Below are 24,855 nucleotides of genomic sequence, written 5' to 3' on the forward strand. Positions count from 1 at the left end.
TTTTGGTTAGATATAGTAAAGTTATCGTTTAGACTCAGCAGGTGGCATGTACACCACTGCTAAGTCTAATCTTTATATATTTAGTGTTTAGCTTCAAACTCCTTCATTGTTTCAACAAGGGCCTTGCAGCCTTCAACTGTCATTGCGTTGTAGCAGCTTGCACGGAAACCACCAACATCGCGGTGACCCTTGATACCAACCATTCCTCTTTCTGTAGCGAACTTAAAGAACTCATCTTGCAATTCTGCATACTCATCGTTGAGAACGAAGCAGATGTTCATGTAAGAGCGATCTTCCTCACATTTAACTGTACCACGGAACAACTTATTGCGATCGATTTCACCGTAAACAATATCAGCACGCTCCTTAGCAAGTTTCTCCATTGCTTCTACACCACCATTTGCTTTAATCCAACGAAGGTTCTCTAAAGCTGTATAGATTGGCACTACAGGAGGAGTATTGAACATAGAACCCTTCTTGATATGTGTACGATAATCCAACATTGTTGGGATTTCACGTTGTACACGGCCAAGAACTTCATCCTTAATAATAATGAATGTCACACCCGCCATAGAAAGATTCTTCTGTGCACCACCATAGATGCAGTCGTACTTAGAAACATCAACTGGACGGCTAAAGATATCTGAAGACATATCACCAATCAAACGAACTGGTACATCTAAATCTTTGTGATATTCAGTACCATAAATTGTGTTATTGGTAGTGATGTGCAAATAATCCAAGTCTGTAGGAACATCGAAGTTCTTTGGAAGATATGTATAGTTTTCATCTGCAGATGAAGCAACTTCAACAACATCTCCAAACAACTTAGCCTCCTTCATGGCCTTCTTTGCCCAAACACCAGTATTCAAATAACCAGCCTTCTTTATCAAGAAGTTGAAAGGAATCATGCAGAACTCAAGTGATGCACCACCACCCAAGAAAAGCACTGAATAGCCCTCTGGAACATTTAACACTTCCTTTACTAAAGCCATAGCTTCGTCCATTACTGGCTGAAAATCCTTTGAACGATGGCTGATTTCTGCAATTGAGAGACCAATTCCATTAAAATCTAAAATGGCATTTGCTGTCTTTTCGATTACTTCACGTGGAAGGATACATGGACCTGCACCAAAATTGTACTTTTTCATCTCGATTGTTTAGTTTAAGTTTGACTTATGTTTTGTAGTTATTATCAGTATTAAATATTGTAATAGGTTTTGATGGTCTACGATGCGAAGATACGCTTTTATTTTTATACTTCCAAATAAAATATCATTTTTTTTATTTGCAAGATAGTATGTGTTTTATACACGTGGAGAGGGATGTTAAAGAAAAAGGTGACACATTGTATAATGTGTCACCTTACCTCTTCCACAACGGTACGAATACCCTTTATTTTTTCACCTTTAGTCAATGAAATTATTTCTTTAATCTTTGTGCGTGAAACTGCTACATAAGTAAAACGATCTTTCACATCAATCTTTCCAATTTCAGAAGACTTTAATCCTCCTTTCTTACAAAGAAAGCCTACAATATCTATTTTTGAGATTTTATCTTTCTTTCCTTTACCTATATATATTGTTGCCATACGAGGCTGAGCAGGTTTTGGTAAAGTCTCTGGAATCTTATATTCTTCATGCTCATTGGTAACATACTCTGGCAAATGTTCTTCTGGACCAAGGATAAAGAAGGTTCTTCCTTCCTTGTCCCAACGTGCTGTACGCCCTACTCTATGAACATAGCTATCTTCTGTCTCTGGGAAATGATAATGTATGATATTATCAACATCTGGTATATCCAATCCACGTGAAGCCAAGTCGGTACTAACAAGTATTGGTGCAGAACCATTTGAGAAACGATAAAGAGATGCTTCACGCTCACGCTGGTCTAAGCCACCATGAAACCAACTAATTGTAAAACCATTCTCCTTTAAGAATAAAGCAGTGCGTTCTACGGAGTCACGATAATTCAAGAATACAATACTACTTTTGTCACCTAAAGAAAGGAGAAGTTTCTTCAATACCTCAAGTTTATCCTTTTCGGGACTTGTAACTGTGTAGAGATGTATGCGATTAGGAATATTCTCATCTTCTGTACGATAATCCAAATGAACGGTCCTACCCATTGATACAAAATTAGGAATAGTTTCAGACTCTGTTGCTGAAAGTAGGATTCGTCTTTCAATATTTGGTAACTTACAGAGAATACTCATCATTTCATCTTGAAAACCAAATTCAAGACACTTGTCAAACTCATCAATGACAAGCCACTTTATCGTTTCTGCATTAATATTAGCCTTATCAAGATGATCGTTTAAACGTCCTGGAGTTGCAAAGACTATCTGAGGTTTTACATCTCTCAATACACGATGCTCTTCCATTGTTGGACGTCCACCATATAAAGGCATAGAGCGTAAGCCACTACCCATATCCTTAAGAACATTAGCTGACTGCAATGCCAATTCACGTCCAGGTACCAACACTACAGCCTGCAGTGCATCTGACGAAGCATCTAAGCGCTGAATTAATGGTAGGAGGTAAGCATAAGTCTTACCTGAACCTGTCGGTGACATCACTACAACATCTTTACCCGTATGCAATACTGCATCAGCCGTAGCCTCCTGCATTGCATTGAGCGTGATGCCAAGTTTATTAAGAATATTATTGTTCATCTTTATCTTTCCTTTCTCAACTTATCAATTTCATCGAATTCCTTACCCATATTCAAATTAAGGTAAATTGTATACAAAGGAGCTAACCATTTACTCTTAGCGGTAGGAGCAAGCTCTCTGTATTTCTCCATGTAGGGTTTAGAACGCTGATATAATGTTATAATCTTTTCCTTGTTGGCACGATACTTCTGCCTATCTTTATTTAATTCTATCGCTTGATTAAAATAGGCAAGTCCTATATTATAATAGGCATCAGCATAAGTGTCTTTATCTTTTATCAGCTGCTTACAAATCTCAATACATTCATTGTATCTACCAAGGTTCAGCAATGCTGTACTTTTAGCAAAACGAAACAAAAGACTTGTGGAATCAGCTTTCAAAGCACGCTCCGTGATTTCTAATGCTTTTTGATGTTCTCCAATCTTAGCATAATATTCAACTAATCGTGGGAAGAAGAATGCAAAATTAGGATATTGTTCGAAACCTGCTTGTAGAGACTTTACATACATGGCAGTATCCTTTTTTACCAAATATGCTTCAGCCTCATACTGCCTTACAAAGTTTAGCATAGAGGTATCACGCTCTGCCTGCTCTTTAAACTGCATAATCTTATCAGCATCACTAAGCTTATAGCCACAGAACATAGCCCAATAAGCAGCATGCGGAATAAGAGCATCTTTCTGCATATAGTCATAACCTTCAAATAGAGGATAATTTGCTGACAGCAAGTAATCGCTATAATAATCAAAGGCCGTCTTATAATCTTTCTTATGGATAAAATATGAACCTCCATTGAATAGATTAGGACGAATAGAGTTTAGGAAGTCTGCATGCTTAGCTCTATATTTAGCACGTACCCTTCCTTTAGCATCTGGTTGAGCATCAAGAGAATCAAAGCGTGACATTACATCATACAACTTCCTTGTTACAGTAAAAAGGGCTGCCGTGTCATACTTTTGTTTCAAATATAATTTTTCATTTCCCTGCTCATATTGTTTTGTTAATGCATCACAGAGAAGGAGCCATATTTTACTATTCTTCTTAGAAGCCGAATCAACCAATAATCCACGAAGTGTGTTTTCTGCTTTTGTGAGTTCTTTTCCCGACTTTATCTGGTCACGTACTGCCTGTAATTGTTTCTTCTGTGCCATACCTGTAAGGGAAAAGAGCAAGCAGATATATATCAAAAATAACTTTATAAATTTCACTTTTTAAAATTTGTTACAAGAGGTTCAAGTTCTTCAGCCTTTATTTTATCATTCAAGATAGTATAATCCAAATAGAGAGGACCTACCCAATCTACTCTATTCCTACGAGGGTCTTTTGCTCTCACACGTTCAAGATAAGTACGTGCTTCTGCAAAATATTTCATATACTCATTATCTGATACGTCTTCCTTTTTCTTTCTTCGTTCAGCAACAGCCTCACGCGCAGCCATACCAACAGTGTTTAGACATACACCAATATTATAGGCAACAGGAATACTGCTTGGGTCTATTTCATCCGCTTGTTTGTAAGCATCTATTGCTTCTTCCCAACGTTCAGCATGCATGGCAATTTCACCTTTAAGAATCCATGGCACTGCTGAATTTGTATTCTCTTCAAGAATTCTATCAATAAAGTCTTCAATATTGAACTTACGTGTAGGATTCTGATAGAACTTCATTATCCATGAGAAATAAGTCTCATTAGTAGGGTCAGTACGATAAAGTCGTTGTATTACAGAAAGATAACGTAAAGAGTCTTCCTCTGTCACCATCTTACCGTGCATACACTGAGCTTTAATTTCTGCTGCTGCTTGTGCCGTTTCATCGTATTGCATAGCAATATCAGCATATTTATCAGCTTTCTCTAAGTTGTGAGCTTTTAAATAATAATAAGCAATGTAATAAGCAGCAACACCTGACTCATCGATATTATCCTTTACCAATGGAGATTTACGAGCTTTTAGATATAATTGTAAGGCATCAAGTCCTTCATTTCTCGTATAACTTCCTTTGGTAAAATACTTACCAGCATCTATCAACATTGGATGCAGAACTGCAAGACGATTCTTGTTCTCCTCCTCAAATCTTGGGTTAACTTTCCCCTTTCGATTAGGCATTCTGTCAAATTCATCACTTTTCAATGAATATTCCACACCATCAACAACAGCATTGAAAATGGCTACAGAATCCCTATTCGATTGTTTTTCTACACGGGTGAAAGCTTCTTTTGCGAGGCGATTAAAAGATTCTGCCTGCTGATATGCTTCTTGCGCCTCTGCGATATTCCAACTTGTAAAAATAGAAATAATCAGTATTAGTACTCTTTTCATCGGCTATATTTTAGTAACACAAAATCCCCTCTTATATGATTTAATCTAATAATTCATATAAGAGGGGAATATTAAAAACTATTTACTGCTGAACGCCAGCAATAGCTGCAGCTTCCAATGTCTCAGGAGCTTGTGCACCCTTTACGAAATAGTAGCAACCGTAAAGTGGGTAAGCCCATGAACTCTTATGCTCTTTCATAACATCGAGATTCTTAGCTGTCTCGAGGTATGAAATTGCCTTATTGTAAACATCGTTGAACTGAGCACGTGCAGCTGGTGACAATACACCCTTCACAGCTGCTACACGGTCCTGTGCCTTGTAGAACCAGCACTGACCGATAGATGCATTAATAGCAATCTTTGCATTATCATCCTTTGCCAATGCCAATGCCTTAGAAAGGTAATCAGCAGCCTTCTCATATTCCTTCTTCTGGCTTGCGAACTGACCAAGCATTACCAATGCACCATAGCTGTTAGGATTCTTTGCAAGGGCAGCGTTTACGATTTCCTCTGCCTTGTCTTGCATACCAAGTGAGCTATAGATAGATGTCAAAGTTGTCAATACGGCATCATTATCAGGATCTTGAGCATAGATACCAGCGAGCTTATCTGCATAAGCTACAGAGTCTTGGCGACTATTAAGCTGTGCACCCATAATAGCCAACTGCAACTGCTTTGCATCCTTACCACGGTCCTTACTCTTTACAGCGTATTCAGCATATTTCTCAGCTTTCTTATAGTCCTTATTCTGATAAGCATAATAAGTTGCGAAATAAGCAATCTCATTCAAGTTTTCATCCTTAGACTTATCAAACTTTGAGAACATTGGCTCATCAGCAGAGTCTACGTAACGAGCAAGATACTTATAAGCATTTGCATCATCCTTAGCACCCTGATAGAAGATACCACCATTGATAAGCTGACCACGGAGTGGATAGAGCTCATCAGCAATACCTGTATACTTAGGCTTAACCTTACCCTTTGCGTTAGGCATATTGTCATACTTAACAACCTCCTCAGCAGCATCGAAAGCCTGACCTACAGCCTCGTAGAGACCTTTCTCATCAACAGCTTTGTTACCTTCCTTACCCATTTGCTGGTTAGTCTGGTTCTCAAGCTGAACACCCTGCTCTGCACTTACCTTCTTCATAGCAAGTTGATAGAGCTTGTCATAAGCCTTTGCCTTCTCAGCATTGTCTGTAAGCTGGCCGAGGTTAGCCTTAACGAGCTCAGCAGCCTCTGCGTAGCTCTGTGCCTTAAGGATTGCCTTCAGTGGCTCGCTGTCACCAGCGAATGCAGCAGATGTACTGAGTAACATCAATGCTGCGAACATTAACTTCTTCATATTAGTGATCTTTATTAAAAGGTTTATAAATCTATTTTAATTCATAATGCAGAATTCTATGTTAATTCTTAATTCAGAATTCATAATTCATAATTATGATTACCGTTGTTTCTATGAGCTTTAAACAAGCAACTTGTCAACTTGTCAACTCGTTAACTTGTCAACTTGTTCACTCGAAATCAACTGGTGTTACCTCAGTGTTATCTGCTGATGATGCCTCTCCCTCGATATTCTCAGCGTTGTTTGGAAGTTCTTCGTTGTTTTCTTCCTCAACCTGTGATTCCATCTCAGAACTCATCACCTTACATACAGATGCGATGACATCATTCTTCTTAGCGAGGTTTATTAGGCGCACACCTTGCGTTGCACGACCCATAACACGGCATTCAGCAACAGACATACGAATAACAATACCGCTCTTGTTGATAATCATCAAGTCGTTATCATCGGTAACGTTCTTGATAGCAACAAGTTTACCGGTCTTGTCCGTAATGTTCAGCGTCTTAACCCCCTTACCACCACGATTGGTCAATCGGTAGTCTTCAACTTGTGAACGCTTTCCATAACCCTCTTCAGATACAACCATAACGGTCTCTTTGACTGGGTCATTTACAACAATCATGCCAACAACCTCGTCCTGTCCGTCATCATCTAATCGCATACCACGAACACCAGTAGAAACACGGCCCATTGTGCGGATATTTGACTCGTCGAAGCGGCAAGCTCGACCATTGCGGTCAGCGATAATCAGCTCGTTATGACCATTTGTCAAGCGAACGTCTACGACCTCATCACCCTCATTGATATTAATAGCAATCACACCATTGGTACGAGGACGAGAGTAAGCACGGAGAGAGGTCTTCTTAACGATACCCTGCTTTGTAGCAAATACTACATAGTGAGAATCGAGGAAGTCATCATCATCCAAACCCTGAATACGCAAGAATGCGTTAACAGAATCGCCTGGCTCAAGTGAGAGCATATTCTGAATAGCACGACCCTTTGAGTTCTTATCACCCTCAGGGATGTCATAACACTTCATCCAGTAGCAACGGCCCTTACGAGTGAAGAACAACATTGTCTGGTGCATTGTTGCTGGATAGATATATTCGGTGAAGTCTTTCTCACGAGTACGAGCACCCTTTGAACCTACACCACCACGAGCCTGCTCCTTAAAGTCTGCAAGTGGTGTGCGCTTGATATAACCAAGGTGGCTGATAGTAATAACAACAGGGTCATTAGGATAGAAGTCCTCAGCATTAAACTCATGCTCGTCAGGGATAATCTCTGTACGACGATCATCGCCATACTTCTCCTTCACCTCCTGCAACTCTTCCTTCATTACCTCCTTGCAACGCTCAGGATTATTAAGAATCTCCTGCAAATCCTTAATTGTCTGCATCAATTCCTCAAACTCCTGATGCAACTGATCAAGACGAAGACCTGTCAACTGTGACAGACGCATGTCAACGATAGCCTTTGACTGAAGCTCATCGAAGTCAAAACGCTTCTCGAGGTTTTTCTGAGCCTCAGAAGGTGTCTTGCTGGCACGAATAATACGGACAACCTCATCAATATTGTCACAAGCCTTAATCAATGCCTCCAAGATATGTGCGCGCTCCTGCGCCTTCTTGAGGTCAAACTGGGCACGGCGAATAGTTACGTCATGACGATGCTCAACAAAGTACTTGATGCACTCACGAAGGCTCAACAGACGTGGACGACCAGCAACCAACGCGATGCAGTTTACAGAGAAAGAACTCTGCAAGGCTGTCATCTTAAAGAGCTTATTCAGAATAACGTTTGCATTGGCATCACGCTTCACGTCAACAACGATACGCATACCCTGACGGCCTGTCTCGTCGTTAACATTAGAAATTCCTTCAAGCTTGCCTTCCTTCACGAGGTCAGCAATATATTCTATAAGTTGCTGCTTATTAACTCCATAAGGAATCTCTGTCACAACAATCTTATCATGGCTCTCATCGCTCTCAATCTCAGCCTTGGCACGCATAACGACACGACCACGACCAGTCTCATAGGCATCTTTAACACCTTGAAGACCATAAATATATGCACCTGTTGGGAAATCTGGGGCTGGGATAAATTCCATCAATCCATCAGTAGAAATCTCTGGATTGTCAATGTATGCACAACATCCATCAATAACCTCACCAAGGTTATGCGTAGGAATATTTGTTGCCATACCCACAGCAATACCATTACCACCATTTACAAGCAGGTTAGGAATCTTTGTAGGCATCACAGCTGGTTCGCGCAACGTATCGTCGAAGTTGTTGACCATGTCAACCGTATCCTTCTCGATATCGTCCATAACGTGCTCACCCATCTTTGAGAGGCGGCACTCAGTATAACGCATCGCAGCAGCAGAGTCACCATCGACAGAACCAAAGTTACCCTGTCCATCAACCAACTTGTAGCGCATATTCCAGTCCTGTCCCATACGCACAAGCGCACCGTAAACAGAAGAGTCACCATGTGGGTGATACTTACCAAGTACCTCACCGACAACGCGGGCACACTTCTTGTAAGGCTGGTTGCTAAAGTTACCGATACCGCGCATACCGAAGAGGATACGGCGGTGAACAGGCTTAAAACCGTCACGAACATCAGGGAGGGCACGTGCCACAATCACCGACATAGAGTAGTCGATGTAGGAGCTTTTCATCTCCTCCTCGATGTTGATCTTCATAATTCTGTCCTGATCAATTGTCTGATTTTCGTCCATTATATATTTTTTCTGTTATAAATTTCTATCACTTTAACGAACTCATCCCCATAAGGCTAAAATTGCCCACAATAGCCTTTATTTCCCTTCTGAGCCGTTTTCGTACTTTTTCAAGGTGTAAAGATACGAACATTTTTTGATACCACAAAGGGCTTATAACGAAAAAATGTTATCAGGACCTATTATTTTGAAGCGTTTATTTCTTTTTAGGATTTACATTAAATCGCCATGACAAGGATAACATTACACTATTATTCCATGTTTTCAGCATCTGCAGGATAGGTAATCGTCTATCAATGACCATGCAATCTGATGGCATCAAGTAAACTTTTGCACTTCCGTTTCTCATAAGATAGTCTGGCGTAGATGGTCGGTGATATATAGATTGCTCAATTTGTTTACAAAGATAAATAATATCTTTCTGAAAAACAAGAATATGGGCATTTAAAACATACATACTAATGCAACTTGCGCCATAAATCCCTATCAATGAACATCTTACCCCTATGTAACATTCCGTTCAAAGATTCAGCCCTCCCAATAGGTTGCAATCACAACAATCACAAATCACAAAATCACATTAAGGTTTTTCCGTATTTACTGATACCAATGAAAGACATTATATATTATTATTTATTAATAAGGTATTATATTATATGGACTCTCCTTTTCGTTGTATTGAAATTCCTTATTATGATTTTGTGATTTGTGATTTTTGTGATTGTCTTCACCCCCTTAGTACCTGTAAAGGTACAAAATATAATCAAAAATGCAAAATCCAATACGTGTGAAAAAATATTATTCACACCTTAACACGCTGTACTTATGGCGATTAGAAACAATTGAGAAATGACAACAACCTAACACTTACAAGATGATTGCCCCTTTGAAAACTAAATAACACAAAACATATTGCCCTCAAAAATTACAAATTACAAATTACAAATTACAAATTACATTAAGGTTGGTCGGGGTATATTTGGTCAGGTGCTGGGATGATAAAGTTTTATTATAATATATAATATATTATATATTATAATAAAGTTAATAATATTATTAATTATCATATTTAGTATTTTAAAACTATCAGTTTATAACCCCGATACAAGTAAAGAAACCCCTGATGGTCCTTAATGTAATTTGTAATTTGTAATTTTGTAATCGAGGGAGAGAATCTCCAAGATACTCTACTATCAAGAATCAATTTGCTCGATAGTAAAACAAAATATGTTTACGATTTGGGGTGAAAATATTTTAAGCCTATCTTTTTACCTGACAAAGCATATCTAAACATATTACGGATATGGCCTTTAACAAGCTTAGAAAGGGCTTATACGCATAGAGAAAACAAATGATAGCAATAGGGTGCCCAGTGTTGGTAAACAATTGCTCACAACAAGCATAACGCACTTGTAAGCAACAGTTTACAGCTAATAAAACACTTTTTAACACGCCCTTTTCTTGCAATCTTCAAAATAAATAGTTACCTTTGTATGGTCAAAATGAAAGACCGCGGAAGAAATGAAAAACAACACAAACCGTCATCAGCTGTGAAGCTAAAAAGACACGTCGTCAGCTGTGAAGCTTTTAAACATAAATCAGCTGTGAAGCTCTAAGACATACAAATCTGCCCACACCGTTATGTCAGCAATCACAGAACTGCCCTCACGCTGAAAACGAAGGATATTGCTCGCTGGCTTGACTTGCTGCAGCTGATAGCCATGCGACTGAAGCCCAGACACTAAAGCACGATAATACCCCTTGTCCCAAAAGACGATTTGCAACGCTCCTCCCCTATCGTCAATGATTGCAAGGCTTGAATTATCCTTCTTGGCAAAGAGCCTATAAAAAGGCTGTTTTGATTGGTCAAAATCCGTGTTAGGACTGACATGCCACCCCCATAGCTGACGAGAGTCATCAACCACCAATTCTGCAGGTATCTGCCTAAGTCCATACTTACTGAAAAGACAAGGTGCAACAGTCCGCTTCCCTTTCTGCACCTGATATTGAAGTAATTCGAGCACAGGCAATGGAAGTAAAGGCAGATTCCCCTGCGCAGATATGCACAGAGGAATCAGTAGGAAAATAAGTTGAATGATTACTCGCTTCATGACAGTCCTTCCAACTCATTGAGCCAGTTGGTTGACATCGCATCTGATGGCATACGCCAGTCGCCACGTGGTGAAAGACTCACGCTGCCCACCTTCGGTCCGTCAGGCAAGCACGAACGCTTGAATTGCTGTGAGAAGAACCTGCGAAAGAAAATGCGCATCCAATGGAGAATGACGCTGTCGGGATAAACGCCACGAAAGGCATTCTGTGCCATCCAATAGATTTTTGATGGGCGGAAACCGCAGCGAAGAACGTAATAGAGGAAGAAGTCGTGAAGTTCGTAAGGGCCAACGAGGTCTTCTGTCTTCTGAGCAATTTCTCCCTTATCATCAGCAGGTTTTAGCTCTGGTGAGATTGGTGTTTCCACGATGTCGGTCAATATCTGTCGTACATTCTCATCCTTAGTCGTATCGGCAGCATAGCGCACAAGATATTGTGTCAGCGTCTTTGGAACACCAGCATTCACGGCGTACATGCTCATGTGGTCGCCATTATAGGTACACCACCCCAAAGCCAACTCGCTGAGGTCGCCCGTACCGATGACAAGTCCGTTCATCTGATTGCTGAGGTCCATCAAAATCTGCGTACGCTCACGTGCTTGTGCATTCTCATACGTAGAATCGTGCACCTCTGGGTCGTGATCAATATCCTCAAAATGCTGTAAAACAGAGGCTTTAATATCAATCTCACGAATCGTGATACCAAGACGCTCCATGAGTGCCATAGCATTCTTATAGGTTCGTCCTGTTGTTCCGAACCCTGGCATGGTAACGCCTACAATTCCCTTACGATCAAGTCCAAGCTTATCAAAGGTCTTGACAACGACAAGGAGGGCAAGGGTGGAATCAAGTCCACCGCTAATACCAATAATTGCTGATTTGCAATTAGTATGTACTAATCTCTTTGCCAATCCGCTGACCTGAATGTTATAAATTTCATCGCAAGCTTCCTGCATATTTTCTGACTTAGGAATGAATGGATGCTGGTCGAACTCTCGTGTCAGTGTAAACTCACGAGGATTGAGTGGAGGCTGACAATCAACATGTAAGGCGAGTTCACCAATCTGTCCAGTAATACCAGCTAATCCTGAAGCAACAGGACGTTGTGCGTTGACAAAGGTGCTATTGGTGCGACGTTCGCTACGTAAATTTTCAATATCAATTTCAGAAATAACTAACTGTGGCTCAAGCTGAAAACGCTCTGACTGCTTAACAAGTGAGCCATTCTCAAAAATCAGCGCATTGCCACCAAAGACAACATCTTGCGTACTCTCACCGAAACCACTACTGCTATAAACATATCCGCTAATGGTGCGAGCACTTTGCTGAGCAAGGAGCGACTTTAAGTAAGCATGCTTTCCGATGAGTTCATCACTCGTTGAAAGATTAAAGATAATCTCAGCACCTGCCAAGGCAAGATGATTGCTCGGTGGTGTTGGCGCCCATACATCCTCACAGATTTCAATGGCAAAGGTTGCACCCTCTGATGTACGGAAAATCTGTAACTCTGGCGTCACGCGAATATTATTCCCTGCAAAGCGAATGTGCTGTGGACGCAAGTCTTGTGAAGACGCAAACCATCGTTTCTCATAGAACTCGCTGTAGTTAGGTAGGAAGGTCTTTGCTACGATGCCTAAGAGTTTTCCTTGTTGAATGACCAATGCGCAATTAAGAAGCAATGCTCCCACAGCTACAGGTGCACCGACAATGACAGTGATATCTAATTGGCGAGTAAATTCGAGCAGCTCGATGACAGCCTGCTCAGTATCGTCAAGAAGAAGTTGCTGCTGGAAAAGGTCCTGACAAGTGTAACCCGTTATTGAAAGCTCTGGGAAAACGATAATCTCTACGCCCTGACCTTCAGCAATAGCAATCTGCTTTTCTGTTTCTATAAGGTTGAACTTTGTATCTGCAACCTTCACTGCAGGAATAGCTGCAGCCACCTTTATAAGTCCGTGTTTCATATTGAATGAAAAAATTATTTAATTGTTACCTGAGTAGCTCCGTAACCGTATTCACGGAAAGAAGCATCTTGGTAAGAATAATGTTTGTATTTATAATTAAGTTCATGAATGATTGCATGGCGCAATACGCCTTCGCCCTTTCCATGAATAAAGATGAGTTTCTTGCCTCGATGAGCCTTATATTGCTCAAGCGTACGACGGAAGGTATCTAACTGATATTCAAGAATATCGGCTGCTGTCATACCCGCTGTTGTCTCGAGCAATTCGTCGGCATGAAGGTCTATGATAATTTTATCATCGCTAAGAATCTGCTTTGCTGGCTTCTTACGCTCAAATTTATAACGCTTGGCAAGTTCGTCCGTCTTCTTGTCAATCTCTTCTTCTGACAGACGGCTTGGTGACGAATAACCCACCTTCAACTTCTCCGTGGCTTCATCCTCACCTTTCCTTGTTAAAGGTTCAAACATCGGGTGTTGAACCATTTTATCCTTCTCAATCAATGTATAAATCAACGCTAACTGCTCAAAGAAGTCGTTTTCGTGGAAAGTGTTGAGCTTATAGAACTTCACGGCATCAATCTTTACCTGAAGATCACAAGTAGGCTTGAGCACAAAAGGCTTATCCTTCTTATAGCTGTGAAGCTGAACACATCCCTGCAACATATCGTTGAGGTCGGCAAGCGTGAAGTCCTCTATCAGCAACTTCATATTTGGTTCTAATTCTCCAACAGCCTTTAATATCCACTTCTCTTCTTGCTTCAAGGCGTAGGAGAAATGAACATAATAATTTGAATCATTGACAAGATAAGACTTGAAGTGTGTCGTCGTAAGATTCTTAATATCTGTAGGTGTAAAAGCTAAATAGATAGACAATTCATCACCACCCACACGTTCTCTCACTGGAGCTTCAAAATTAACAGAAGGGTCGTCATGTGGTTCTATGTCTGCATCAACATCACGCCAATCCTCCCCTACTTCCTCTTCTTCAGCGCCTGTAGCGGTCAGACGTTGCTTGATACTGCGAGTATCCTCGTCTTTCTCCATCTTACGTTGCTGCTGGTCGATACGCAGTTTTGCACGGTCAGTAGCGGCATCTTCAACAACTACTACCTCATTGGCTGGTGTCGGTATCTGAAAACCATCTTCGTCTTCAACCAAAACAATTTTACCTTTGAAACCAGCAATGACTCCACCACCAGTAGAGCTTAAAAATCTTACTTTATCACCTATTTTCATCCTTTTTCTTCTTAATGTTTATAAAGAATATCTTATCAATTAGCTGCATTTCCTCCCTCTTTTAAATACCAAGTCTACTTATAATAAATAAGTTTTATAAATTCTCACGCTGAGGGAATAATACTATGGTATCAATAATGAAGAATCTCCATAGCTAAGGAAACGGAAGTCATGGCTGAGGGCATAATCATAAACCTTACGCCAATCGCCCTTTAAAAAGGCACTTACTAAGAGCAACAACGTTGATTGTGGTTGATGAAAATTGGTAACGAGTGCCTTGACTATCTTATAAGTATAACCTGGAGCAATGATAATCTGGGTACTTGAATGTAACACATTTAATCCGTCTTTATCCAAATAGGCAAGCAAATGACGGATTGATTCCTCCGCAGTTATCACCTTACCATTCACTACTACCAATCCTTCTTCATTATGTGGTAAGTCATATGGCTCCCATTGATTGACATGAAGGTCTTTCTCTGCCGTTTCTGGAGACAATACCAACTTAACACCCATATAATAAAGGCTTTCCAGTGTTCTCACACTTGTTGTTCCTACAGCAACAGCGTGACATTTATGCTTTAGAAGTTTCTCTAAGGTCTGACGACGAACAACAACAAACTCCGTGTGCATATTATGACCCTCAATCTCCTGACTCTTCACTGGTTTGAAAGTTCCGGCTCCCACATGAAGTGTAAGTTCCTCACGATCAACACCATGTTCATCCAAGGCCTTCAGCACTTTATCGGTAAAGTGAAGTCCAGCTGTAGGCGCTGCCACTGAACCTTTAATCTTTGAATATACGGTTTGATAAGTTTCTTTATCACTTTCCTCTGTAGCACGGTTAAGATATGGAGGAATAGGTAATTCACCTACGGCTTCAAGAATCTCAGCAAATGATATGTTTGTATTATCCCACTCAAATTGAATCCAGTGATTAGTTCCACCAGCTTGCTCTTGAACCTTACTGCGGTCCATTGTCGCTGTAAGTGTCAGCTTATGCCCTTTGATTTCAAATGCACGCTTTAAAGCACCTTCCTTCCACTTCTTAAGGTTGCCAACCATACAAAGCCATGCACACTCATGATTTGTTTGAAACATCAATTCATAATCTGTTGGCTGTGCTGGTTCCATAAGAAACACCTCTATGAGTGCTCCCGTCTCCTTGCGAAAGTGCATACGTGCCTGAATGACTTTCGTATTATTGAAAATCATCAACGCACCCTTAGGCAAATATTCAGGAAGATTATAAAAAATGTCCTCCGATACTTCACCATGCTTATAAAGCAATAACTTACTATGGTCGCGCTCTGTCAACGGAAACTTGGCGATGCGCTCATCGGGGAGTGGATAGTTGTAATCAGAAATGCTAATATGTTTTGTATCTTCAGACATAATTTAATTTATATTGATAAGACGGCACGAAAAGCCGCATAAATAAATGACAATATAAGTACACTAATAACAACGTCTATATCTGCAAAGCTATAACCTGTTCGCGTATATTTTGTCGAAATATAGTGTAATTTGTCACTAAAACGAATATAAATGCGAAGGTATAAAAAATAAATGAAAACAGCGACGCTTGAGCCAAATATCATTCCAACAAATACGTCAGAAGGATAATGAACACCAAGATATGGACGTGTTAGGGATACCATAATGCTCCATTCAATCATCAAAATAGAAAAGATACGGTCACGTACTAATAAACAGAAGAATACTGCTATCACAAAGGCATTAGCAGTATGTGACGAGAAAAAGCTATAACCATCAGCCATATAATGGTTTACAGCCACAATAATTCCCTGTAAGTCTGGATTATTGAGAGGACGTGGTCGAGCTACAAGTGGCTTAACAATACCAAGATTTAAACCATTTACGATAAAAAGCCCCAATGCCACAGCTCCAATAACAAGTATTATCTTTTGCCAGTTCTCATTATTCTTTATAACCAAATAAAGCAAAGACGCATAAAGAGGAATCCATGTAAAAGCATTGGTCACTGTAAGAACAAAATAATCAATAAAAAGGTTATCGCCTCCATTGAAAGCGAGTAAAATTGATTTATCAAGTTCTCTAAATACGTCTAAATTCATTGTTTGGATTCTATAAGAAACTTTCTGTCAAGTTGTCATTTATATAGCTTCAACATTCTCAGCCTTAATCCAACCTTGACGCCCATCACTCAACTTGATTTCCGTCCACTGGCTCATACTATTATCGGTAATTCTGACTTTTGAACCTTCATGAAGGATAAAGGCTTCAGCAGACTTCTGATCAGGCGTCTTTCTTACAACGGCTGATGGTGTCATGATAATACCATGTGATTCTGAGTCTAACAAATAAACCTGTTGTATAGCAAAGAATGTGTTGATAATGAAAAATAGGAAAAAGATAGGCAATACCACCTTTGACAACTTCCTAAGGAACTCAATGTCAACAAACAAGTACACGACAAGCGCTAAAATCGAAATAAATAGACAAACAAGACTGAGAATTGCCCACATGTCAACACTAAGATAATTAACTAATGCCTTATACCATGTTATAAAAAACATTTCTGGCTCTGGTGTCAAATTGTCAATTGTCTTTGATTGTGCCAACTGAAGGTTGAAACGAATATCCTCATCGCTTGGAGCAAGACGCTGTGCACGCTCATATGATAACACGGCATGTGGGATGTTATCAAGGCGATAGTAGCTATTGCCAAGATTATAATATAAGGCAGCAGATTCGCCCTGCTTTAATAGTTTCTCATAACCTTTAACAGCTTGCATGTAATTCCCTTTTTGATATAGCTTGTCAACATCAGCCTTTGTTTGTGCTGATAACTGCAAAGAGAAAATAGACATGCATATGATAAGGAAGAAGAAGCTGAAAGTCTTCTTGCTTGAAGGCTTCAATTTCTTTACAATCTCTTCCATATCTGATATAGCTTTCATTGCTGCATCAAGTGTTCGTTTCATATTACCTTTCTCGTCACCAGGAGCATAGCGTTCATATTCACATTCGTCAATAGCAGAAATGTAGTTATCAATCACTTCGAATGGAACATTGATTTTACTAAACTGCTCTCTAATATTATCACGTGATAATGATTCTACAGGCAGGTTGAGCTTATCACTTGCATAACCCCATAATGTCTTCAAAACCTCATCATAGAAATCAAGATTTTTATTCTTCAGCATTAAAAGTTCTGCAGCATGTAAACGACTGGAAGCAACACGATTGGCATTTTTTCCACGTTTTAATACCATATCCACACGATGCGCAAAGCGATCACGATAGTAGAATGATAGCGCACCCCCTACTCCCAATAGTAAAAGAAGAATTATATAGTATGTCACAGAACCAAAGAAGAAGTTGCCAACTTTATCAAGTGAACTGTCGCCTATCTTCAATGGTAAAATGTCTTCATTTGGTAAATCAACAGAAAGAATATCTTTTGAAGAGCCGTCACCTCTTGATACTTTTAACTCCATCGGTTCTGTCTGCAGTGTTACGTATTTCTTCTGCGCTAAGTCATAGTAGCAGAACTTTACAGGAGGTATGGCTACAAGTCCTTCCTGATGAGGAATAACGACCTGATCATAAACCATGTTACCCTCTGCACCCTTTGTTGTCAACTGGGTCTTATCAGTTGTTTTAATATCAAATGACTCAAAGCCCTTAGGAATCTGAATGATAGGTTTCTTTATCAACTTCAGATTTCCTGCTCCACTAACAACAACACGAATCGTAATAGGATTACCAGCCTTTACTTCTTTTTTATTTAATTGTGCAGAAAGATTAAAATGACCAACACCACCAGAAAAATCTGTAGGACGATTAGGTAAAGGTAAAACCTTAACAGCTAATCCTGGTGCTACAATGTCTTTCTTAAAATTTGTACTACCACCATCAATACCAAAGGCTTCAAATGGATTAAAGCCATTAGATTCTTGTATGATACCATGAAAAGTCAATGGTGGAACCTGTAAAGTACCTGTCATTTGTGGATACATTACATACTGGCTCCATGTAACACAATTATATAAACGCTTACCAATACGCTCTTTATGGAAAGTTTTTTGTTGTGGCAAGTCAACTTCTTGCACATGAAAACCAACCAAGTCTGGCATCTTACCAATAAGTTGGCGTAAGTTCTTTGTTGTATAGACCTTGTATGTCAGTAAAACAGGCTCCTGTTCATAAACAGTAGTCTTATTAGCACTTACCTTGATAAACAAATCGTTAGCTGTAATCTTTGCTGCAGCAGCACGAGAGTCTGTACGTGAATCATAATATCCACCACTTGTAGCACTATGAGAACCTGTAGTAGCTAAAATTTTTACTGGCGTTGATGCGAGTTCCTGATCATTCACAAAAATATGAGCAGGACCAATATTTACATTTCCTTTCTTAGTTGCTATAAAGACGTATGTAAATGAAACAGAAGATGAACTACTTGCATGCCCATCAATGAATTGATAATTTGATTGCGAAGAAGTTGCAGGACCAAATACTTTCTCAAGTCCACTTGATAATCTTCCCAATTGAAATCTACGAACATCTTGGGTGTATACAACGTATTCAACCTGAAACTCCTCACCTACTGTCACTTGTTTTGGTGCAGCTACCCGAACACGTTGTGCTTGTAAAACACAAACACTCATTAGTGACAGAAATAAAATTATATATCGTTTCATATTTTCAATATTACCAGTTTTTATCAAGTTTTTTATCAGAAGGTTGGCGCATAACCTTTGATAGACGCTCTTGAGTTTCTTTCTCTTGCTGTTTAACAGCATTGAGAAGTTGCTCAGCATTATCTTTGCTCATGCCTTGGTCGTCTTTCGGTTGTTTATTCTTCTGATTATTTTTTTGATTGTTTTTATTTTGATTCTGATTTTGAGGTTGCTTCTTTTTCTTTTCTTTATCCTTATCCTTATCAGATTTATTTTTATCAGATGATTGCTGATTTTGTTGCTGTTTCAATTTACGTTTACATAACTCAAGGTTATAGCGAGCATTCTTATGATTTGGATTACTACGTAAAGCACTCTTATAAGCCTCTATAGCCTTTTCATAATTTTGCTCATCTTGAAAGATTGTACCAAGATTATTATAACTGCTTGAGAGGCGAACTGGGTCTTTTTCTAACTTTGTAGCATTATCATACAATTTCTTTGCTTCCTCATTCTTTTTTTGTGCTTGTAGGCATCTACCCAAATTATAATTAGCAATCGCATTGCTACCATCTTTATCAATAGCTTTATGATAAAGAATTTCCGCCTGTGCATAGTTTTTTGAAGAGAAAAGCTTATTTCCCTCTCTTATGAGTTGATTAGCTGTTTGTGCATTACTCCCGACAAACACCAACAACATACATATTAAGATATAAAGTCGTTTTACCATACCTTTTACCAACGTCTTTTTCTTTCAAGTAATAAGACATCTATAATTAGCAGAATGACAACAAGCAATGCTAATGCCTGAAATTGTTCATCAAAGTCGCTGTAAACAACATTGTTAATTTTACCTTTCTGCAATTTATTAAGTTCTCTGCCTAAGACAGCGTCAGCCATACTGCTATTTGTAACATGTAGATAAACACCATGTCCTGCAGTTGCAATCTGTTTACACATTTCTTCGTTAAGACGAGTCTTCACAACTTCACTGTTAGATGTTTTCAATTCGCTGCCATCAGGCATTGGAATTGTTGCACCCTCTGTAGAGCCAACACCTAAAATAAAAACTCTTATCCCCTTGCTTTGTGCCTGTTTTGCCATTTCTTCAGCACCACCTTCATTATCTTCACCATCCGTAATTAAGATAATAGCCTTCCCGACCTTAGAGTTAGGTGTAAAACTATTCATAGAAAGTTGAAGTGCCTTACCAATATCTGTTCCTTGTGTACCAATTAAAGAAGGATTGATATTATCTAAAAACATTTTAGCTGAAACATAATCACTTGTTATAGGTAATTGAACAAAAGCATCTCCCGCAAAGACAATCAATCCTATTTTGTCTTCACTAAACTTATTCATCAAATTTTCAACAATCAATTTGCTCTTCCCTAAACGTGAAGGAGCAACGTCTTCTGCCAGCATTGAATTACTAATATCAAGTGCAATTATGGTTTCTATGCCTTCACGCTCCTTGTTAGTAGCAATTTTACTTCCAACCTGAGGACGGGCGATAATAAGTATAAGGAGTAATAATACCAGTTCTACCAACACAAATTTAATCCAACCTCTTCTCTTACTTGTCATAGGAGAAAGCTGGTGTATAAGTGTTGGATTCCCAAACTTCACCAATTGTTGCTTACGCTTACGAATGGAGTACAAGTAGACAATTACTGATAAGGGTATCAGTAATAATAACCACAGATATATGGGATTATCGAATCTAAACATTCTTCAACTAATCTTGTTAAACAAGCAAATCTTATTTGTATCGCTAAGAGATAACATTATGGCAATCGTCTGAAGACTGTCCAACGAAGAATTAACTCAAAGCAGAAGAGTAACAAAGCCAACCAAGCAAAAGGCATATAAGCTTCATGTAGATGGTTATATGACTTAATATTCATCTTTGTTTTTTCGAGTTTATCAATATCTTGATAGATTTTTGATAACTCAGCCTGACTTTGTGCTCTATAGAATTCGCCATTCGTCAATACCGCAATATCTTGCAATGTCTTATAATCGATGGCACCAATATCTTCCCCAGTCTCTCTACCTAAGCCGATTGTATAAACTCTAATACCAAATTTCTTTGCTATAGTAGCAGCTGTCATTGGAGATATAGAACCAACATTATTACTACCATCGGTTAACAGAATAACAACCTTACTCTTAGCTTTAGAATCTTTTAAGCGACTCACAGAGTTTGCTAATCCCAAACCGATAGCAGTGCCATCTTGCATTAATCCATTTGTAACTAAATCCGTACGAACATTATGAAGAAGATTCAACAAGGCTGCATGATCAAGCGTCATTGGGCACTGTGTAAAAGCTTCACCCGCAAAGATAGTAAGTCCTATATTGTCGCTTGGACGACTACTGATAAACTCAGAAGCAACTTCCTTTGCGACTTCCATACGATTGGGAAAAACATCTTCTGTTAACATACTTGCAGAAATGTCCATTGTCAACATGATGTCAATACCCTCAGTATCTTTATTATCCCAAGTATTATAAGTTTGTGGACGTGCCAAAACGATAACTACTAATGCGTAAACTATACAACGCAAAGCCATAGGGAGATGAATCAATTTCACCTTCCAACTTTTGGGAGCATGCTGATAAGCAAATGTATCGCTCATCCTCATGGTTGGTTCTTTACCTTTACCACGAAAGAAATACCATAATAGATACGGTATCAACAAGAGCAGTAAAAGGAGATATCCACTATTGGCAAATTCCATTTCTATAATTCAATTTATAATTACATCAAAAGCGCGTAGGCTTCAAATGCAGCGTAAATAAGCAAAGCTACGGATGTCACTAATAGTAATCCAATAGCGAACTTTATTGTCTTATGTGAACGAGTATCGCTTATGTTTTCTTTTGGTTCTTCAATAACCTCTTTTGGTTCTTCAACCTTTGTACTATCTATAAAATGAACAATACTATCAAGATAATATGTCATGTCATTCGCATCTGTTGAATATTTAGCGAATTTTACAAGGTCTGCTGTGTTGAATACTACTTTTAATTCAGAAACATCACAAACGTCCTTCATGCTTTCTAAGATCTCATGAGAAGTCATTTCCAATGCGTTGATATTGTAACGCTGTGAAATATATTTTCTGAGAACGTTTGTAACATCTGTATAATAAGCCTTCTGTTCTGCATACAACATTTTATTTGCAGCTATCTCAGAAAGGTCATGTTTTGCTTGCTCATAGTAGGATAGTACACGTGTATTCTTTGGTGTTATATCATTTTTCTTATGGCAAAGAATTCTATAAAGATAGAAAACAATGCAGATAAGTATAAGTGCAAGTACAATTACAAAAATTACAGGAAGCCATTCCCCCCATGAAAAAGGAACCTTTTGAATATCATCTGGTGGCATAGGAGTACTTTTCACTGTATCAATAGGAACAGCCTGAACATCTAAAACAACATTACCTGTTGTCTTAGTTGCACCACCTACAATAACTTTCTGTGCAGGAATAGGATAACGCTTAGCATCCCATGCAGTTATGGTATATATTCGTCTAATTCTTACCTTACCATTTGCATCTGCTGTGTCAGACTTAGCACTAAGAACTTCAACATCTGATACTATCTCTTTTTTATTATTAAATTCTGGAAAGGAAATCTTCGTCCCTTTAGGTGCATATACAGTAATGAAATAGTGTGAACGTCCACCTATCAATATTTTGGTAGAATCCACACTTGCCGTTACCTGTACTTGTGCATGGCTTACAACTGCCAGGATAAGCAATATAAATATAACAATATATTTTCTCATCGGTTCCTCTTTGAAAACAACGTCATCAACATCTTTACATAGTCGTCATCCGTTGCTATAGCCACACTATCAACATGACTCTGAGTTAACATTTCATGTAATCGTATCTCACGCTCCTCCCAATATTTATTATGTACTTTGCGTAAACGAGCATCATGTGTATCAATATACATCTCATGCCCTGTCTCCGCATCAACAACCTTCATTAAACCCACATCAGGCATTTCTTTTGCTCGAGGATCATAAACTTGAATGGCAACAATATCATGCTTTTTGTTAGCTATTCGTAGTTCTTGACTGAAATCCTTACGAGTATAAAAATCACTGATTACAAAGGCTGTACAACGACGCTTCATTACCTTGTTAAGGTATTCAAGACTTATGCCGACATCTGTTCTCTTGCTATTCGGAGTAAAAGTAAGCATCTCTCGAATAAGATAAAGGATATGCTTACGTCCTTTCTTTGGAGCAATATACTTCTCAATATGATCTGAAAAAAATATAACACCAATCTTATCATTATTTTGAATGGCAGAGAATGCTAATGTAGCGGCTATCTCCGTAGCACACTCACGTTTTAACTGCCCTGAAGTACCAAAATCAAGCGAGCCACTGACATCTATTAGCAGCATCACTGTCAACTCACGTTCTTCTTCAAAAACCTTAACGTATGGACGATGAAAACGTCCTGTCACATTCCAATCTATATCTCTTACATCATCACCATACTGATACTCGCGTACTTCAGAAAAAGCCATACCACGTCCTTTGAAGGCAGAATGATACTGCCCTGCAAAGATATTCTGGCTCAGTCCTAAGGTCTTGATTTCAATCTTTCGGACTTTCTTTAGTAATTCAGTAGTATCCATAGAAAATGATAATAATGCCTCTTAAACTCTTCTAAGAATATAATTGAAGATTAAGGCACCTGTACTTTGTTGATAATCTCACTAATAATCTTCTCTGTTGTAAGATCAGTTGCTTCTGCCTCGTAAGACAAACCAATTCTATGACGCAAAACATCATGTGCAACTGCGCGTACATCTTCAGGGACAACATAACCACGATGCTTGATGAAAGCATAGGCACGACTTGCTTTTGCAAGATTGATACTTGCACGTGGACTTCCACCAAATGTTATCATTTGCTTCAATTCTGGCAATTGATAGCGCTCTGGGTAACGTGTAGCGAAAACGATATCAGCAATATACTGCATGATTTTATCATCGATATATACATCCTTAACCACACGACGTGCCTCAAGAATCTCATTCGCAGTAATAACAGGATGTACAACAGGCATACTCTCTTGAAGATTCTCACGAATAACAAGTTTCTCTTCCTCTAATGTAGGATAATCGATAACAACCTTCAACATGAATCGGTCTACCTGTGCTTCTGGAAGCATATAAGTACCCTCCTGCTCTATCGGATTCTGAGTAGCCAATACAAGGAAAGGGTCTGGAAGTGTAAAAGTAGAGTCGCCAATTGTTACTTGATGCTCCTGCATAGCCTCTAACAATGCACTCTGAACCTTTGCAGGAGCACGATTGATTTCATCAGCGAGTACAAAATTAGCAAATACAGGACCTTTCTTTACGTGAAAGGCTTCATCCTTCTGAGAATAAATCTGTGTACCAATAACGTCGGCTGGCAAAAGATCTGGAGTAAACTGAATACGACTATAACGTGCATCAACAAGCTGTGATAGAGTCTTGATAGCAAGGGTCTTTGCTAAACCAGGCACACCCTCAAGAAGAATATGACCATCACTGAGTAACGAAATAAGTAGTGAGTCTATCAGATGTCTTTGACCAACGATAACCTGATTCATACCTGTTGTAAGGTTGGTTACAAATGAACTCTGACTTTCTATCCGCTCGTTCAACTCTCTAATATCAATAGATTCTGCCATTATCTTACAAATTATTATTGTACTATTATATTCTTATTCTATTAGTCGCAAAAGTACAACATAAATGCGGATGAAG

Annotated in this window: 19 protein-coding genes; all 19 read right to left on the reverse strand. The window is 39.0% G+C overall.

All coding sequences use genetic code 11. The features are described from left to right. Nucleotides 1-80: 80 nt before the first annotated feature. The 19 genes from serC to FIU21_RS01170 all read right to left on the reverse strand — a co-directional run bounded on the left by serC (nt 81) and on the right by FIU21_RS01170 (nt 24,779). Nucleotides 81-1,151 (reverse strand): 3-phosphoserine/phosphohydroxythreonine transaminase, encoded by a 1,071-nt coding sequence (gene serC, locus FIU21_RS01080; protein WP_004359411.1) that lies wholly within the window; start codon nt 1,149-1,151, stop codon nt 81-83. 209 nt (nt 1,152-1,360) lie between these two features. After that, complete coding sequence (locus FIU21_RS01085) at nt 1,361-2,674, reverse strand: DEAD/DEAH box helicase (RefSeq protein WP_004359412.1); 1,314 nt, start codon at nt 2,672-2,674, stop codon at nt 1,361-1,363. A 2-nt stretch (nt 2,675-2,676) separates the two neighbouring features. Continuing rightward, the gene (locus tag FIU21_RS01090) at nt 2,677-3,825 is read right to left on the reverse strand and encodes a tetratricopeptide repeat protein (RefSeq protein ID WP_050759742.1); all 1,149 of its coding nucleotides are present in this window, start codon (nt 3,823-3,825) and stop codon (nt 2,677-2,679) included. Between the two features lie 53 nt (nt 3,826-3,878). Further along, on the reverse strand, nt 3,879-4,991 hold the full coding sequence (locus FIU21_RS01095) for a hypothetical protein (protein ID WP_004359414.1): 1,113 nt from the start codon (nt 4,989-4,991) through the stop codon (nt 3,879-3,881). Between the two features lie 82 nt (nt 4,992-5,073). Further along, entirely contained in the window at nt 5,074-6,336 is a 1,263-nt protein-coding gene (locus tag FIU21_RS01100; RefSeq protein WP_004359415.1) for a tetratricopeptide repeat protein, read from the reverse strand. Between the two features lie 169 nt (nt 6,337-6,505). Then, complete coding sequence (gyrA, locus tag FIU21_RS01105; RefSeq protein WP_036885906.1) at nt 6,506-9,085, reverse strand: DNA gyrase subunit A; 2,580 nt, start codon at nt 9,083-9,085, stop codon at nt 6,506-6,508. A gap of 196 nt (nt 9,086-9,281) precedes the next feature. Then, nucleotides 9,282-9,434 carry a hypothetical protein gene (locus tag FIU21_RS01110; RefSeq protein WP_172891277.1) on the reverse strand — a complete coding sequence of 51 codons (153 nt, stop codon included), beginning with the start codon at nt 9,432-9,434 and terminating at the stop codon, nt 9,282-9,284. A 1,249-nt stretch (nt 9,435-10,683) separates the two neighbouring features. Then, the gene (locus FIU21_RS01115; protein ID WP_004359417.1) at nt 10,684-11,196 is read right to left on the reverse strand and encodes a hypothetical protein; all 513 of its coding nucleotides are present in this window, start codon (nt 11,194-11,196) and stop codon (nt 10,684-10,686) included. After that, nucleotides 11,193-13,160 carry an NAD(+) synthase gene (locus tag FIU21_RS01120; protein ID WP_036885908.1) on the reverse strand — a complete coding sequence of 656 codons (1,968 nt, stop codon included), beginning with the start codon at nt 13,158-13,160 and terminating at the stop codon, nt 11,193-11,195. The genes FIU21_RS01115 and FIU21_RS01120 overlap by 4 nt, the downstream gene beginning before the upstream one ends. Nucleotides 13,161-13,174: 14 nt before the next feature. Beyond that, nucleotides 13,175-14,395, reverse strand: coding sequence for a DUF2027 domain-containing protein (locus FIU21_RS01125; RefSeq protein WP_004359419.1), 1,221 nt, complete (start codon nt 14,393-14,395; stop codon nt 13,175-13,177). Nucleotides 14,396-14,518: 123 nt separating this feature from the next. Next, nucleotides 14,519-15,790 (reverse strand): S-adenosylmethionine:tRNA ribosyltransferase-isomerase, encoded by a 1,272-nt coding sequence (locus tag FIU21_RS01130; protein ID WP_004359420.1) that lies wholly within the window; start codon nt 15,788-15,790, stop codon nt 14,519-14,521. A gap of 8 nt (nt 15,791-15,798) precedes the next feature. Next, nucleotides 15,799-16,494 (reverse strand): phosphatase PAP2 family protein, encoded by a 696-nt coding sequence (locus tag FIU21_RS01135; RefSeq protein ID WP_004359421.1) that lies wholly within the window; start codon nt 16,492-16,494, stop codon nt 15,799-15,801. Nucleotides 16,495-16,533: 39 nt separating this feature from the next. Beyond that, on the reverse strand, nt 16,534-19,086 hold the full coding sequence (locus FIU21_RS01140; protein ID WP_172891278.1) for a BatD family protein: 2,553 nt from the start codon (nt 19,084-19,086) through the stop codon (nt 16,534-16,536). Between the two features lie 10 nt (nt 19,087-19,096). Further along, nucleotides 19,097-19,795 carry a tetratricopeptide repeat protein gene (locus FIU21_RS01145; protein ID WP_036886012.1) on the reverse strand — a complete coding sequence of 233 codons (699 nt, stop codon included), beginning with the start codon at nt 19,793-19,795 and terminating at the stop codon, nt 19,097-19,099. Between the two features lie 5 nt (nt 19,796-19,800). Beyond that, nucleotides 19,801-20,796, reverse strand: coding sequence for a VWA domain-containing protein (locus FIU21_RS01150; protein WP_004359428.1), 996 nt, complete (start codon nt 20,794-20,796; stop codon nt 19,801-19,803). A gap of 56 nt (nt 20,797-20,852) precedes the next feature. After that, nucleotides 20,853-21,809 (reverse strand): vWA domain-containing protein, encoded by a 957-nt coding sequence (locus FIU21_RS01155; RefSeq protein WP_004359431.1) that lies wholly within the window; start codon nt 21,807-21,809, stop codon nt 20,853-20,855. A gap of 20 nt (nt 21,810-21,829) precedes the next feature. Continuing rightward, nucleotides 21,830-22,864 (reverse strand): hypothetical protein, encoded by a 1,035-nt coding sequence (locus tag FIU21_RS01160; RefSeq protein ID WP_004359433.1) that lies wholly within the window; start codon nt 22,862-22,864, stop codon nt 21,830-21,832. Next, nucleotides 22,861-23,733: a DUF58 domain-containing protein gene (locus FIU21_RS01165; RefSeq protein ID WP_004359435.1), complete on the reverse strand. Its 873-nt coding sequence runs from the start codon at nt 23,731-23,733 to the stop codon at nt 22,861-22,863. Before FIU21_RS01165 ends, FIU21_RS01160 begins: the two co-directional genes overlap by 4 nt. 50 nt (nt 23,734-23,783) lie before the next feature. Next, nucleotides 23,784-24,779: an AAA family ATPase gene (locus FIU21_RS01170; RefSeq protein ID WP_004359437.1), complete on the reverse strand. Its 996-nt coding sequence runs from the start codon at nt 24,777-24,779 to the stop codon at nt 23,784-23,786. Between the last annotated feature and the right edge of the window lie 76 nt (nt 24,780-24,855).

The sequence above is a fragment of the Prevotella melaninogenica genome, from assembly GCF_013267595.1.
GTDB classification, from domain to species: Bacteria; Bacteroidota; Bacteroidia; order Bacteroidales; family Bacteroidaceae; genus Prevotella; species Prevotella melaninogenica_D.